Annotated in this window: 14 protein-coding genes; 3 read left to right on the top strand and 11 right to left on the bottom strand. The window is 62.2% G+C overall.

Annotation, left to right across the window (positions count from 1 at the left end):
• Positions 1–88 precede the first annotated feature (88 nt).
• From GYA95_RS14010 to gloB, 11 genes are all read right to left on the bottom strand, one after another.
• Entirely contained in the window at positions 89–664 is a 576-nt protein-coding gene (locus GYA95_RS14010; RefSeq protein ID WP_015271072.1) for a PIN domain-containing protein, read from the bottom strand.
• Positions 661–1,128, bottom strand: a complete 468-nt coding sequence (locus GYA95_RS14005; protein ID WP_015271071.1) for a helix-turn-helix domain-containing protein — start codon at positions 1,126–1,128, stop codon at positions 661–663. Before GYA95_RS14005 ends, GYA95_RS14010 begins: the two co-directional genes overlap by 4 nt.
• A 181-nt stretch (positions 1,129–1,309) precedes the next feature.
• Complete coding sequence (locus tag GYA95_RS14000) at positions 1,310–1,573, bottom strand: DUF3077 domain-containing protein (protein ID WP_015271070.1); 264 nt, start codon at positions 1,571–1,573, stop codon at positions 1,310–1,312.
• Positions 1,574–1,729: 156 nt separating this feature from the next.
• Positions 1,730–1,972: a hypothetical protein gene (locus GYA95_RS13995; protein ID WP_015271069.1), complete on the bottom strand. Its 243-nt coding sequence runs from the start codon at positions 1,970–1,972 to the stop codon at positions 1,730–1,732.
• Positions 1,973–2,429: 457 nt separating this feature from the next.
• Positions 2,430–4,043 (bottom strand): ABC transporter ATP-binding protein, encoded by a 1,614-nt coding sequence (locus GYA95_RS13990; RefSeq protein ID WP_161551412.1) that lies wholly within the window; start codon positions 4,041–4,043, stop codon positions 2,430–2,432.
• A 1-nt stretch (position 4,044) separates the two neighbouring features.
• Positions 4,045–5,064: an ABC transporter permease gene (locus GYA95_RS13985; protein WP_013973404.1), complete on the bottom strand. Its 1,020-nt coding sequence runs from the start codon at positions 5,062–5,064 to the stop codon at positions 4,045–4,047.
• A 1-nt stretch (position 5,065) separates the two neighbouring features.
• Positions 5,066–6,139 carry a microcin C ABC transporter permease YejB gene (locus tag GYA95_RS13980; protein ID WP_009686399.1) on the bottom strand — a complete coding sequence of 358 codons (1,074 nt, stop codon included), beginning with the start codon at positions 6,137–6,139 and terminating at the stop codon, positions 5,066–5,068.
• A gap of 1 nt (position 6,140) precedes the next feature.
• The gene (locus tag GYA95_RS13975; RefSeq protein ID WP_015271067.1) at positions 6,141–7,976 is read right to left on the bottom strand and encodes an extracellular solute-binding protein; all 1,836 of its coding nucleotides are present in this window, start codon (positions 7,974–7,976) and stop codon (positions 6,141–6,143) included.
• Positions 7,973–9,802, bottom strand: coding sequence for an extracellular solute-binding protein (locus tag GYA95_RS13970; RefSeq protein ID WP_202982205.1), 1,830 nt, complete (start codon positions 9,800–9,802; stop codon positions 7,973–7,975). The genes GYA95_RS13975 and GYA95_RS13970 overlap by 4 nt, the downstream gene beginning before the upstream one ends.
• 279 nt (positions 9,803–10,081) lie before the next feature.
• The gene (locus GYA95_RS13965; protein ID WP_015271065.1) at positions 10,082–11,512 is read right to left on the bottom strand and encodes a lytic transglycosylase domain-containing protein; all 1,431 of its coding nucleotides are present in this window, start codon (positions 11,510–11,512) and stop codon (positions 10,082–10,084) included.
• A 100-nt stretch (positions 11,513–11,612) separates the two neighbouring features.
• On the bottom strand, positions 11,613–12,392 hold the full coding sequence (gene gloB, locus GYA95_RS13960) for a hydroxyacylglutathione hydrolase (RefSeq protein WP_015271064.1): 780 nt from the start codon (positions 12,390–12,392) through the stop codon (positions 11,613–11,615).
• 85 nt (positions 12,393–12,477) lie between these two features.
• On the opposite strand from gloB, the gene GYA95_RS13955 reads away from it, so the two are divergent.
• From GYA95_RS13955 to dnaQ, 3 genes are read left to right on the top strand one after another with little or no spacing between them, the layout of a single operon-like run.
• Positions 12,478–13,251: a class I SAM-dependent methyltransferase gene (locus GYA95_RS13955; protein ID WP_013973399.1), complete on the top strand. Its 774-nt coding sequence runs from the start codon at positions 12,478–12,480 to the stop codon at positions 13,249–13,251.
• Between the two features lie 13 nt (positions 13,252–13,264).
• The gene (gene rnhA / locus GYA95_RS13950; protein WP_003261021.1) at positions 13,265–13,711 is read left to right on the top strand and encodes a ribonuclease HI; all 447 of its coding nucleotides are present in this window, start codon (positions 13,265–13,267) and stop codon (positions 13,709–13,711) included.
• Between the two features lie 51 nt (positions 13,712–13,762).
• A complete protein-coding gene (gene dnaQ, locus GYA95_RS13945) occupies positions 13,763–14,521 on the top strand; it encodes a DNA polymerase III subunit epsilon (RefSeq protein WP_015271063.1) in 759 nt (252 codons plus the stop codon).
• The last annotated feature ends 260 nt before the right edge of the window (positions 14,522–14,781 follow it).

Below are 14,781 nucleotides of genomic sequence, written 5' to 3'. Positions count from 1 at the left end.
TATCACCTGTCTAGCGGGCGTATGCTTCCACTGTGGGAGCGGTCTTACCAAACACCCTTCAGACCAAGAAAGCGTCTGAGTAGCATGTTCAGAGGAGGAATTTGAATTCTGAAAGCAACTTCACCGACTCGGGAAGCTTTTGCTGAAGCAGTCTGTCGAGATACTGCTGCACGCTGTGAGGTGGGTTTTTCAAGGACATTCGCTGCCGCTGGGCAGCCTCAAGTACTGCTGCCTTGTCCAGGTCCCACAGGTCGGCGATGAAGTCATCCGGGTGTAAGGGCTCGATATCGAAAACGTCGAGAGCCGTTTCGGGGAAATCCTTCAGGTTGAAGGTGACGATGACGGAAGCGTTGCACTTGATTGCAGCAGCGAGGACATGTCGATCATCCTTATCTGGCAAGTCCAGCCCTTCTACCAGCGACTCGTAGTCAGTTACGAGTGCGTCAGGTACAGCAGCGTCCATTCGCCGTGACGTCCGATCTACTTGCTCGAGGGTGAGGTCAGGCCGGTTGAGCAATAAATTGCGTTTCCACTCGTCATGAATCTTCGTTGACCAACGTGCTCGGTAAATACCTGTCAATGCAAGGTTCATCAGGAAATCACGGAGTGGGGCAGGATAAAGAACGTTCGCGTCGTAAATGGCCGTGAAGGGCGAGTGCTTCATTCGTACCCCATCCGTAACTCCTGGGCTTCGGCTGCCAGCGCGTCCATTGCGGCACGGCTTACCTCGTCACGTTTGTCCTTGTAGGCAACCAGGTCGGAGAATTTGACCCGACGATGGCGACCCGTTTTTGTGTGAGGAATCACAGATTCGTCTAGCAGTTTTACCAAGTACGGCCGAGAGACGTTGAGTAGGTCTGCTGCCTCTTGGGTAGTCAATTCGGCGTGGATTGGAACGACTTTGACCGAGTTCCCCAGAGCCAGCTCGCTGAGAATCTCGCCAAACAGACGCAGCGCGAAGGTAGGTACTTCAACAACCTGGCGCTGATTCTCTTCATTGAGCAGCTCAATCCGTTGGGTATCTGATTTTGTCGAGAGGAAGGCTGCTAGCGTTCGGCTCGATTCGACTGCCACGGCAATCTCTTTCTCATCGGGAAGCATCTTGCGAGAGAGGTCGGCGGTGGTCATGGGCATCTCCAGTGGGATATCGATCGTGGCGCTGCTGCGACGGTGCAACAGCCTAACCGAGTTATATTCGAAATATTCGAAAATCGCAATAAACGAAACGATACCTCATGATGGCTGGGTGCCTGGGTAGCGTGACTTTCCTTCGAGGCGTCACAACATTCGGTCCCAGGCATTCCCGGCATCAGCGCATCATGCCCAGCTCGGCGTCATCCATGAGGGCCTTGGCCATCGCACTCAGGTAGTGGGCAGCCCAGATCATCATCGGTTTTTCATCCATCAGGCCGGTGATGGTCAGTTCGCGTACATAGCCCATCAGCTCCGAAGATTGCTCGCGGGCATCGCGACAGGGAATGCCGGGCTCTATGCGGAACAGTGGGTGGGTGCCGTGTTCGCCTTGGTAGAACGTGGTTTTACCGACAGTGAATTGGGTGTCTTCTTTGGTCATTTTTGAATTCCCTCAAAATTCTCGACTGCCCGGACGGGCCCTTTCGCGGGTGAACCCGCTCCCACAGGTACTGCATCTACCTCAAGGCCTGTGGAGATACTGTGGGAGCGGGTTTACCCGCGAAGAGGCCAGCCCAGACAACGCAACACTAAAGCCTCAGTGCAAAGTCCGAGGCTCAGCGGGCATCTGCACCTTAACCAGTGCCGACTCAAGCAAAGTCCGAAGCGCCTCCAGCTCATGCATCGAGGTCATCATCAGGATCGAAGCCGGCGATTTGGGCTGCAGTAGCAAGGCCTGATGCACCACAGTGGCCGCGCATAGCGCGTAGTCGGTGGCCTGGATCAGGGTGTCTTCGAGGGAATGGGTGTTGTGGGGTGGATCGGGGACAATGTTCAGCATCGTGATTAACCATTGGCTGTGCGGCCACCTGTCTGCTGTCAAACAGTCGGGTGGCAGCTGTACGTGGGTTGACAGACCGGCGGTAAATCACGCAAAAGTTCCGGCGCACGCAAGCGTGCCCACACGCACAGCCACCATGAAGCGGAGACTGCCTGCGTGAATTAACCGTCACAGCCTGTCAAAGCTGTATCGCTGATCTTCAGCGACCAACCGAGACTAGAGCTCAGCCAGAGCAGCCGCAACGGAAAACACGCGGCAGGAGTATGTTTGGGAAATGGCCTACAGGGAAGGGGTTAAATCTGACATGGCAGGTGTTCTGCGCCCGATTGCGTCAGGGCGGGAGGTGACCGGTTTGATTTCTGTGGTGGCGCTCGGTCTCACAGGCGCAGAAAGTGTCAAGACGAACACCCGCGAAGCGCCGCGCGGGCGGCGCTCGATCTTGAGGACTCTACAAAACTTAAGGCGAACCTGCCTCAACTTCCAAGAACGCCGCCTCCAGCAACTGCCGGGTATACGGATGCTGCGGCGCATGGAAGATCGCCTGTGCATCCCCTTGCTCCACCACATGCCCATGCTTGATCACCATCAACTGGTGGCTCAACGCCTTGACCACCGCCAGGTCATGGCTGATGAACAGGTAGGTCAGGTTGTATTTCTGCTGCAGATTGCGCAGCAATTCCACTACCTGCCGCTGCACCGTGCGGTCCAGCGCCGACGTAGGTTCATCCAGCAGGATCAGCGCCGGCTTCAATACCAACGCCCGGGCAATGGCAATGCGCTGGCGCTGCCCACCGGAAAACTCGTGCGGATAGCGATGCCGTGTGCGTGGGTCCAGCCCGACTTCCTCCAGGGCCGCAATAATCGCTGCTTCCTGTTCCTGCGCCGTGCCAATGCGGTGAATGCGCAACCCTTCACCGACGATATCCTCCACGCACATGCGTGGGCTCAGGCTGCCGAACGGGTCCTGGAACACTACCTGCATCTCGCGCCGCAACGGGCGCACGGCCTTCTGGTTCAGCCCTTCCAGGTTCTGCCCATGAAAGCGAATGCCGCCCTGGCTGGAGATCAGCCGCAAGATCGCCAGGCCCAAAGTCGACTTGCCCGACCCGGACTCGCCGACAATCCCCAGCGTCTGCCCTTGCGGCAAGCTGAAGTTGATCCCGTCCACCGCCTTCACATGGTCGACCGTGCGCCGTAGCAGGCCCTTCTTGATCGGGAACCACACCTTGAGGTCATCCACCTCCAGCAATGGCGCGCCCACCGGGTTGTGCGCCGGCAGCCCGCTGGGTTCGGCATTGATCAGCATCTGCGTGTAGTGGTGCTGCGGTGCGCTGAACAACCTGGCGCATTCGGCCTGCTCGACAATCTGCCCGTGCTGCATCACGCACACACGGTGGGCGATGCGTCGCACCAGGTTCAGGTCATGGCTGATCAGCAGCAGGGCCATGCCCAGACGCGCCTGCAGTTCCTTGAGCAGTTCGAGAATCTTCAACTGCACAGTCACGTCCAGCGCCGTGGTTGGCTCATCCGCAATCAGCAGTTCCGGCTCGTTGGCCAGGGCCATGGCGATCATCACCCGCTGGCGCTGCCCGCCCGACAGCTCATGGGGCAAGGCCTTCAGGCGCTTGCGTGGCTCGGGAATGCCGACCATCTCCAACAGCTCCAGGGTGCGCGCCGTGGCCTCCTTGCCGGTCAGGCCCTTGTGCAGCAGGAGGATTTCGTTGATCTGCTTCTCGATGCAGTGCAACGGGTTCAGCGAGGTCATCGGCTCCTGGAAGATCATTGCAATGCGGTTGCCGCGAATGCGCTGCATGGTCTTCTCGTTCTGCTGCAGCAGGTCCTTGCCCTCGTAGCGGATGCTGCCGCTGGGGTGGCGGGCCAGGGGGTTGGGCAGCAGGCGCAGGAGCGAGTGCGCGGTGACCGATTTGCCCGAGCCACTCTCGCCCACCAGTGCCAGCGTCTCACCCTTGCGGATGTCGAAGCTGATGCCGTTCACAACGCGGTGGGCCTGGTCACCGGTGACGAACTCCACCGCCAGGTCGCGCACTTCGATCAGGTTCTGTTCACTCATGTCACTTCCTCGGGTCGAAGGCATCGCGGGCGGATTCGCCGATGAATACCAGCAGGCTCAGCATCAGCGCCAGCACGGCGAAGGCGCTGATGCCCAGCCATGGGGCCTGCAGGTTGGACTTGCCCTGGGCCACCAGTTCGCCCAGCGATGGTGCGCCCGGCGGCAGGCCGAAACCGAGGAAGTCCAGGGCGGTGAGGGTGCCGATGGCGCCGGTGAGAATGAATGGCATGAAGGTCATGGTCGAGATCATGGCGTTGGGCAGGATGTGCCGGTACATGATCGCGCCGTTGCGCATCCCCAACGCGCGAGCAGCGCGTACGTATTCCAGGTTGCGCCCGCGCAGGAACTCGGCGCGTACCACATCCACCAGGCTCATCCACGAGAACAGCAGCATGATGCCCAGCAACCACCAGAAGTTGGGTTGCACGAAACTGGCGAGGATGATCAGCAGGTACAGCACCGGCAGGCCCGACCAGACTTCCAGGAAACGTTGCCCGGCCAGGTCGACCCAGCCGCCATAGAAGCCCTGCAAGGCGCCGGCGATCACGCCGACGATGGAGCTGAGCAGGGTCAGCGTCAGGGCGAACAGCACGGAAATGCGGAAGCCGTAGATCACCCGTGCCAGCACGTCGCGGCCCTGGTCATCGGTGCCCAGCCAGTTGTCCGCCGACGGTGGGGCCGGGGCGGGTACGCGCAGGTCGTAGTTGATGCTCTGGTAGCTGAACGGGATCGGTGCCCACAGCACGAAGCTGTCTTTCTTCTCCAGCAGTTCGCGGATGTACGGGCTCTTGTAGTTGGCTTCCAGCGGGAATTCGCCGCCGAAGGTGGTTTCCGGGTAGCGCTTGAATGCAGGGAAGTACCATTCGCCGTCGTAGCGCACGGCAATCGGCTTGTCGTTGGCGATCAGTTCGGCGCCCAGGCTCAGGCCGAACAGGATCAGGAACAGCCACAGCGACCACCAGCCACGGCGGTTGGCCTTGAAGCGCTCGAAGCGCCGGCGGTTGAGGGGGGACAAGGCCATGTCAGTGCTCCCGGCTGGCGAAGTCGATGCGTGGATCGACCAGGGTGTAGGTCAGGTCGCCGATCAGTTTCACCACCAGCCCCAGCAGGGTGAAGATGAACAGGGTGCCGAAGACCACCGGGTAGTCACGGTTGATGGCCGCCTCGAAACTCATCAGGCCGAGGCCGTCGAGGCTGAAGATCACTTCGATCAGCAAGGAACCGGTGAAGAAGATGCCGATGAACGCCGAAGGGAAACCGGCAATCACCAGCAGCATGGCATTACGGAACACATGGCCGTAGAGCACCCGTGGTCGGCTCAGGCCCTTGGCCTTGGCGGTGACCACGTATTGCTTGTTGATCTCGTCGAGGAAGCTGTTCTTGGTCAGCAAGGTCATGGTGGCGAAGTTGCCGATGACCAGCGCGGTGATCGGCAGCACCAGGTGCCAGAAGTAGTCCAGCACCTTGCCGGTGGTGCTCAGCTCGTCGAAGTTGTTGGAGGTGAGGCCGCGCAGCGGGAACCAGTCGAAGTAGCTGCCGCCGGCGAACAGCACGATCAGCAGGATGGCGAACAGGAACGCCGGGATGGCATAGCCGACGATGATCGCCGAACTGGTCCACACGTCGAAATGGCTGCCGTGGCGCACGGCCTTGGCGATGCCCAGCGGGATCGACACCAGGTACATGATCAGCGTGCTCCACAGCCCCAGCGAAATTGACACAGGCATCTTCTCGATGATCAGGTCGATGACCTTGGCATCGCGGAAGAAGCTGTCGCCGAAGTCCAGCCGGGCGTAGTTCTTGATCATGATCCACAGGCGCTCGGGCGGCGACTTGTCGAAGCCGTACATGCGTTCGATCTCGGCGATCAGTGCCGGGTCCAGGCCCTGGGCTCCACGGTAGTTGGAGCCGGCCACGGACACTTCGGCACCGCCACCGGCAATGCGGCTGGTGGCGCCTTCGAAACCTTCGAGCTTGGCGATCATCTGCTCGACCGGGCCGCCGGGGGCGGCCTGGACGATGATGAAGTTGATGATCAGGATGCCGAACAGGGTCGGGATGATCAGCAGCAGGCGGCGCAGGATGTAGGCCAGCATGTTATTCGGCCTCGTCCGCAGCGGCTGCGTTGGCGGCCGGGGTTACGCCGGGCTTGATCCACCAGGTGTCGATGCCGATGTCGTACTTGGGCGAGACGTCCGGGTGGCCGATGTGGTTCCAGTAGGCCACGCGCCAGGTCTTGATGTGCCAGTTGGGGATCACGTAGTAGCCCCACAGCAGCACGCGGTCGAGGGCCCGGCAGTGGTCGATCAGGCTCTGCCGCGAATCGGCATTGATCAGCTGTTCCACCAGTTGGTCGATGGCAGGGTCGCGCAAGCCGATGAAGTTGCGGCTGCCGGGGTTGTCGGCGGCGGCACTGGACCAGAACTCGCGCTGCTCGTTACCCGGCGAGTTGGACTGCGGGTAGCCACCGACGATCATGTCGTAGTCGCGCGAGCGCAGGCGGGTGATGTACTGGGACACGTCGACCCGGCGGATGTTCAGGTCGATGCCAAGGTCGGCGAGGTTGCGCTTGAACGGCAGCAGGATGCGTTCGAACTCGGTCTGTGCCAGCAGGAACTCGATGCTCACCGGCTTGCCCTGGGCGTCGACCATCTTGTCGTCGACGATTTTCCAGCCGGCTTCCTGCAGCAGCTTGTAGGCCTGGCGCTGCTGTTCGCGGATCATGCCGCTGCCGTCGCTGACCGGGTTGCGGAAGGCTTCGCTGAATACCTGCTCGGGGACCTTGCCACGTAGCGGTTCGAGGATTTTCAGTTCGCTGGGGCTGGGCAGGCCGCGGGCGGCCATTTCCGAGTTTTCGAAGTAGCTGCCGGTGCGGGTGTAGGCGCCGTTGAACAGCTGCTTGTTGGTCCACTCGTAGTCCAGCAGCAGGCTCAGCGCCTGGCGCACGCGCACGTCCTGGAACACCGGTCGGCGGATGTTGAAGATGAAGCCCTGCATGCCCGTGGGGTTGCCGTTGGGCAACTCTTCCTTGATCAGGCGGCCATCGCGCACGGCGGGTACGTTGTAGGCGGTGGCCCAGTTCTTCGCGCTGACTTCCAGCGCATAGTCGAACGCACCGGCCTTGAGTGCTTCCAGGGCGACAGTGGTGTCGCGGTAGGAGTCGAAGGTCATCACGTCGAAGTTGTAGAAGCCGCGGTTGATCGGCAGGTCCTTGGCCCAGTAGTCCTTGACTCGCTCGTAGCGCACCGAGCGCCCGGCCTTGACCTCGGCAACCTTGTAAGGGCCGCTGCCCAGCGGGATTTCCAGGTTGCCGCGGTTGAACTCGCGGCTTTCGTACCAGTGCTTGGGCAGTACCGGCAGTTGGCCGAGAATCAGCGGCAGCTCGCGGTTGTTCTTGTGCTTGAAGGTGAACACTACCGTCAGCGGGTCTTCGGCGACTACTTCAGCGACGTCGGCATAGTACTGGCGGTACAGCGGCGCGCCGTCCTTGATCAGGGCATTGAAGGTGAACACCACGTCGTCGGCGCGCATCGGGTGGCCGTCGTGGAAGCGTGCCTCGGGGCGCAGGTAGAAGCGCACCCAGCTGTTGTCCGGGGCTTTTTCGATCTTGCCGGCCACCAGGCCGTACTCGGTGAACGGCTCGTCCTGGCTTTGGCGCATCAGGGTGTCGTAGATGCTGCCGATGTTCTCGGCCGGCACACCCTTGTTGATGAACGGGTTGAGGCTGTCGAAGCCGCCGAAGCTGGACTGGCGGAAGGTGCCACCCTTGGGTGCGTCAGGGTTGACGTAGGCGAAGTGCTTGAAGTCGGCGGGGTATTTTGGGGGCTCGTCGTACAGGGTGAGCGCGTGTTGCGGTGCGGCCAGGGCGGGAAGGCTCAGGCAGGCAAGCAACAGGCTGCCGGCCAACCGGCGCAGTCGGTGCGTTGGCGTCATTGGGCTTTCTCCGAAGTCTTGATCCACCACCGGTTCAGCCCAAGGGTGTAGGGCGGCGTGGTGACGAAGGCGAACCGGTTGCGGTAGGCCAGGCGATGATTGTCGAGGTACCAGTTGGGGATCATGTAGTACTGCCATGAGAGCACGCGGTCCAGGGCGCGGGCGGCGGCGACCTGGTCATCGCGGGTGCGGGCGGCCAGCAGGGTGTCGAGCAGATGGTCGACCACCGGGTCCTTGACCCCAGCATAGTTCTTGCTGCCCTTGGTGGTTGCCTGGCTGGAGTGGAAGTACAGCCACTGTTCGAGGCCCGGGCTCAGGGTCTGGTTCAGGGTCATCAGAATCATGTCGAAATCGAACTGGTCCAGGCGTTGTTTGTACTGGGCGCGGTCCACGGTACGCAAGCGCGCATCGATGCCGATGCTGGCCAGGTTTTCGACATAAGGTTGCAGGATGCGTTCAAGGTTGGGGTTTACCAGCAGCAGTTCCATGCGCAGCTGCTGGCCCTTGCTGTCGACCAGACGTTGGCCGTTCAGCTTCCAGCCGGCCTCGGCGAGCAGGCCGAGGGCCTGGCGCAGGGTCTGGCGGTTGATGCCACGGCCATCGGTATGGCTGACCTTGTAAGGTTCGCTGAACAGGCTGGCCGGCAACTGGTCACGAAACGGTGCCAGCAACAGCCATTCCTTGCCGGTGGGCAGGCCGGTGGCGGCGAATTCGCTGTTGGGATAGTAGCTGGTCGAGCGGCGGTAGGCGCCGCTGAACAGCGCGCGGTTGGTCCACTCGAAGTCGAGCATCAGCCCCAGCGCCTGGCGTACCCGTGGGTCGCTGAAGGTGGCCCGGCGGCTGTTCATGAACAGGCCCTGGGTTTGCGTGGGGATGCGGTGCGGGATCTGCGCCTTGATCACCTCGCCCCGGCGCACGGCCGGGAAGTTGTAGCCGTTGGCCCAGTTCTTCGCCTGGTGCTCGATATAGATGTCGAACTCGCCGGCCTTGAATGCTTCGAAGGCGACCGTGGCGTCGCGGTAGAACTCGTATTCCACGCGGTTGAAGTTGTACTTGCCACGGTTCACCGCCAGGTCCTTGCCCCAGTAGTTCTTTACCCGTTCGAACACCAACCGGCGCCCAGGCTGGACCTGGGTGATGCGGTAGGGGCCGCTGCCCAGTGGAGGCTCGAAGGTGGTGGCCTTGAAGTCACGCTTTTGCCAGTAGTGCTTGGGCAGCACCGGCATTTCGCCCAGGCGCAGGATCAGCAGCGGGTTGCCGGCGCGCTTGAACACGAAGCGGATGCGCAGCGGGCCAAGGATGTCCACCCGCTGCACTTCCTGCAGGTTGGTGCGGTAGATCGGGTGGCCATCCTTGAGCAGCGTGCGGTAAGAGAAGGCCACGTCTGCCGAGGTGATCGGCTTGCCGTCATGCCAGCGGGCCTCCGGGCGCAGGTTGAACACCACCCAGCTGCGGTCCTCGCTGTACTCCACCGAGCGGGCGATCAGGCCGTAGCTGGAGGTCGGTTCGTCGCCGGACGGGTCGTACTGGCCGGTGCCGACCATCAGCGGCTCGTTCAGCTCGCTGATGCCGTACTGCTGGAAATTGGGCGTGGTAATCGGGCTCGACCCCTTGAAGGTGTAGGGGTTGAGGGTGTCGAAGGTTCCGAAAGCCATCGCCCGCAAGGTGCCGCCCTTGGGCGCTTGCGGGTTGACCCAGTCGAAATGGGTGAATGTGGCTGGGTACTTGAGCGTGCCGAACTGCGCGTATCCGTGGCTTTCGCTCACCATCGCGGCTGCGGGAAAGCTCAAGGCCAGGCTGAGAGACAGCAGGAGGGGACGTATCAAGTCGGCATCCGATCCAGAGGCGTTGGGCTTTGATCGGGGTACAGTAACAGCTTGGTGGGGTTGGAAAAAGAGAGGTTTTGAAGGTGGGGTTGGCGGGCGTGCCTGCTTCTGTCCAATGGGAATGACGCGGTAGCTGTAGGAGCGGCCCTGTGTCGCGATCGGGCTGCGTAGCAGCCCCAGCGATATCGGCATCACCTCCAATAATCTGGGGCTGCTGCGCAGCCCTATCGCGACACAAGGCCGCTCCTACAGCCACCGCGTCAATGCGGTAGGCGGGGATCAATGCGAGAGGTAGACGGTCAGGGTCTGGCCTGGCTTCAGGGCATGGCCGCTGCGCGGGTTCCAGCGCTTGAGGTGTTTCATTTCCACGTTGAAGCGCTTGGCCACCAGGTACAGCGAATCGCCTTTGCGTACCTTGTACTGCGTGGAGCGCTGCCCGGAGGCGGCTACCCGATTGCCAGCAGCGCTCGGCGCGCTGCCGCCGCGCAGGGCCAGGACCTGGCCAGCGCGCACGTTGTTGCCGGAGAGACGGTTCCAGCGCTTGATGTCCTTGACCGAAACGCGGTTGGCCTTGGCGATGGCGCCCAGGTTGTCGCCGCGCTTGACCCGGTAGCTGCGCGCCGCCACTGGGGCCTTGGCTTCGGCCACGGCGCGGGCGAACACGGCCTTGTTCGGCTGCAGGCTGACCAGCTGCTCGGGTTTGAGGTTGGACAGGCTGTCGCTCAGCAGCTGCGCCTTGGCAGTGGGTACCAGCAGCTGCTGCGGGCCGTCCACGGTCATGCGCTTCTTGAATGCCGGGTTGAGCTGGATCAGCTCGTCCTCGTCGATGTTGGCGAAGGCCGCTACCCGTGACAGGTCCAGGCGGTCGTTGACGGCCACCGCCTCGAAGTAGGGTTCGTTGGCGATCGGGTTCAGGTTCACGCCATAGGCTTGCGGCGTGAGTACCACCTGCGACAGGGCCAACAGCTTGGGCACGTAGTCGCGGGTTTCCTGCGGCAGCGGCAGGTTCCAGTAGTCGGTGGGCAGGCCGAGCCGCTCGTTGCGCTCGATGGCGCGGCTGACCGTGCCTTCGCCGGCGTTGTAGGCAGCCAGGGCCAGCAACCAGTCGCCGTTGAACATGTCGTGCAGGCGGCTGAGGTAGTCCAGTGCGGCGTTGGTCGAGGCGGTCACGTCGCGACGGCCATCGTAGAAGTTGGTCTGGCGCAGGTTGAAGTGACGACCGGTGGACGGAATGAACTGCCACATGCCCGCGGCATGGGCGCGCGAGTAGGCCATCGGGTTGTAGGCGCTTTCGATGGCTGGCAGCAGGGCCAGCTCCAGCGGCATGTCGCGTTCTTCGAGGCGCTCGACGATGTAGTGCAGGTAGAGGCTGCCACGCTCACCGGCGCTTTCGATGAAGCTTGGATTGCTGGCGAACCACAGGCGCTGCTGCTCGATGCGCGGGTTGACGTCGATGTTGTCCTGCAGGGCGAAGCCCTGGCGCATGCGTTCCCACACGTCCTGTGGTGCCTGTTCGGCCGGCTTTACCAGCAGCGGTGAAGGCTTGTGCTTGATCCGCGCCTGGTAGTTGTGCGCGCGAACGCTATCGGATTCGTCGAGCTGACGGGTGCTCTGGCAGCCCACCAAGGTGGCGGCCAGGGCCAGCGCACTGATTTGGGCCAGGCGCGTCAGGGCGACGGAATGAGAGGTTCTGCGGCTACGTGAAGACATCGGCTGACACAGGTTTCCGGGCGAAAAATTTCGGCGATTCTAGGAACCGCTCCGGGCCTGGTCAACCTTTGACCATCGCTTGCGATATATCTTGAGGTTATCAGAAGGTGTCCTTCCAAGACCTCAAGGCAGCAAAAACAGCGACATGCGAGGGGTTTGAATGTCCCTTCCATTCGTCTGCTTTTTGTTTAACTAATGTTTCAGAGGTGCGCAGGAAGGGGTTGGTCAGGCGCTCCAGACCGATCGTTGATGGCAATGTGATGCGATTTTCGGCACGCAAACGGGTAACGTCCTCGAACCGCTGCTGAACGTGCGGGTTCTCGGGTTCCACCGCCTTGGCGAAACGCAGGTTGCTCATGGTGTATTCGTGGGCGCAGTACACCTCGGTCTGCTCTGGCAGGGCTGCCAGGCGGGCGAGGGCTGGCTGCATCTGTTCGGGAGTGCCTTCGAACATGCGCCCGCAACCGGCGGCGAACAGCGTGTCGCCACTGAACAGCACCGGCGTTGCCGGCTGGTCGCTGAACAAGGCGATATGCCCCAGCGTATGGCCGGGCACGGCCAGCACCTGGAAGGTCACGTCCAGCACGGTCACCTGGTCACCTTCGTCCAGCGCCAGGTCACGGCAGGGAATGCGCTCGTGGGCCGGGCCACAGACCCGGGCGCCGGTCAGCTGCTTGAGCCTTTCCACGCCGCCGACGTGGTCGTTGTGGTGGTGGGTGACCAGGATGTCACTCAGCACCCAGCCGGTGTTGGCCGACAGCCAGCGTTCCACTGGGCCGGCGTCACCCGGATCGACCACCGCGCAGCGGCGTTTGGCAGTATCCTGTAACAACCAGATGTAGTTGTCGGAGAAAGCGGGGAGAGCATCGATCTGTATCATGGTGCGGATCCGATTCGCCTAGCGTGGCACATGAAGGCATCTTATCCGCGATGGCGCGGTGCGAGAACCTTCGAGGGAGAGCGCAATGACCGACCAAGCCTTTGCCCAGGCCGACCCGGACTGGGTCAAGCTGATCAGCCTGGCCCGTGAGTGGTTCAACGGCCCACTCGGCCAACTGATGCTCAGGGAGGAGGAAAAACTGCTGGAAGAAGAGCTCGGGCGCTTCTTCGGGGGTTACCTTGTGCACTACGGGCCCTGCGCCGAGCCACCGCCCAGCGCGCCCCAGGTGCAGCGCAACGTGCGCCTCGGTGCACCGCTGCCGGGGGTGGAGATTGTTTGCGAGGAGCAGGCCTGGCCGCTGAGCGAGCACGCCGCCGACGTGGTGGTGCTGCAGCATGGCCTGGATTTCTGCCTTTCGCCTCACGGCCTGCTGCGCGAGGCGGCCAGCGCGGTGCGCCCTGGCGGGCACCTGCTGATCGTCGGGATCAACCCCTGGAGCAGCTGGGGCATGCGCCATTTCTTCAGCCACGGCGCCCTGCGCAAGGCCCGTTGCATCTCGCCGTCACGGGTGGGCGACTGGCTCAACCTGCTGGGCTTCGCGCTGGAGAAACGCCGCTTCGGGTGCTATCGTCCGCCGCTTGCCTCACCGGCCTGGCAGCAGCGCCTGGCGGGCTGGGAACGGGTGGCTGGCGGCTGGCAGAGTTCCGGTGGCGGGGTGTACCTGCTGGTAGCGCGCAAGATGGTGGTGGGCCTGCGGCCGTTGCGCCAGGAGCGTCGCGAGCCGATGGGCAAGCTGCTGCCGCTGCCACTTGCCAAGGTCAACCGCACGGCGGCCAACCCGGATACTGAAAAGCACTGAACATGAGTGGTACATGAGCGAAAGCGTCGAGATGTTTACCGATGGTGCCTGCAAGGGCAACCCTGGCCCTGGCGGCTGGGGCGTCCTTATGATCTACAAGGGCGTCGAGAAGGAACTGTGGGGCGGCGAACGCGAAACCACCAACAACCGCATGGAACTGATGGCCGCGATCCAGGGCTTGATGGCGCTGAAGCGCGAATGCGAAGTGGTGCTGACCACCGACTCGCAGTACGTGATGAAGGGCATCAACGAATGGATGACCAACTGGAAGAAGCGCGGCTGGAAAACCGCGGCCAAGGAGCCGGTGAAGAACGCCGACCTGTGGCAGCAGCTGGATGAGCAGGTCAACCGCCACAAGGTGACCTGGAAGTGGGTGCGCGGGCATATCGGCCACCCCGGCAACGAACGCGCCGACCAGCTGGCCAACCGTGGGGTCGATGAGGTGCGCGCCAAGCGTTGAGCTGGGGTACAATTCCGGCCTTTGTAACTGATGCAAGTTGGAGCGCCCCGCGTGGAGCAGCAGCAAGATAAACGGTTCGTCATTCTCGATACCGAAACCACGGGTATGCCGGTCAGCGAAGGCCACCGGATCATCGAGATCGGCTGTGTCGAGGTCATCGGCCGGCGCCTGACCGGGCGGCACTTCCACGTCTACCTGCAGCCAGACCGCGAGAGTGACGAGGGCGCCATCAACGTCCACGGCATCACCGATGCCTTCCTGGTCGGCAAGCCACGCTTTGGCGATGTCGCAGAGGAGTTCTTCGAGTTCATCCAGGGCGCCACGCTGGTCATCCACAACGCGGCGTTCGACGTTGGCTTCATCAACAACGAATTTGCCTTGCTGGGCCAGCAGGACCGCGCGGACATTTCGCAGCACTGCACCATCCTCGACACCCTGCTGCTGGCGCGCGCGCGCCACCCGGGGCAGCGCAACAGCCTGGATGCCCTGTGCAAACGCTACGATATCGACAACTCGGGCCGTGAGCTGCACGGCGCATTGCTCGACTCGGAATTGCTGGCTGACGTCTACCTGGCAATGACCGGTGGCCAGACCAGCCTGTCGCTGGCCGCGCATGGGGCAGAAGCCGAGGATGAAGGGTCGGGTGCTGGTGGCAGCGAGATTCGCCGTATTAGCGGGCGTGTGCCAGGGCGAGTGATCATGGCCAGTGCCGAAGAGCTGGAAGCGCATGCCGAGCGCCTGGCGGCCATTGCCAAGTCGGCGGGTGGGCCATCCATGTGGCAGGCTCTGACCGAGACACCTGCTGGCTGATCTTTCGCCTGCTCCGGCCCTTTCGCGGGTGAACCCGCTCCCACAGGTTCATCACAAGTTCCGAAGCCGGTGATGTACCTGTAGGAGCAGCCTTGTGCTGCGAAGAGGCCGTTAGGGCAACAGATCTTCTTCAGCAGAAATGGCCTCTTCGCAGCACAAGGCTGCTCCTACAGATCCTGCGCATGTCTTGAAGGCGATACCGGTCCTGATCACACAGGTTCTACTACCCTGAAATAGACGCCATGTCCTTCGGAGGTAGC

Source organism: Pseudomonas asiatica, assembly GCF_009932335.1.
GTDB lineage: Bacteria > Pseudomonadota > Gammaproteobacteria > Pseudomonadales > Pseudomonadaceae > Aquipseudomonas > Aquipseudomonas asiatica.
This window is presented reverse-complemented; position numbering and strand designations above follow the sequence as displayed.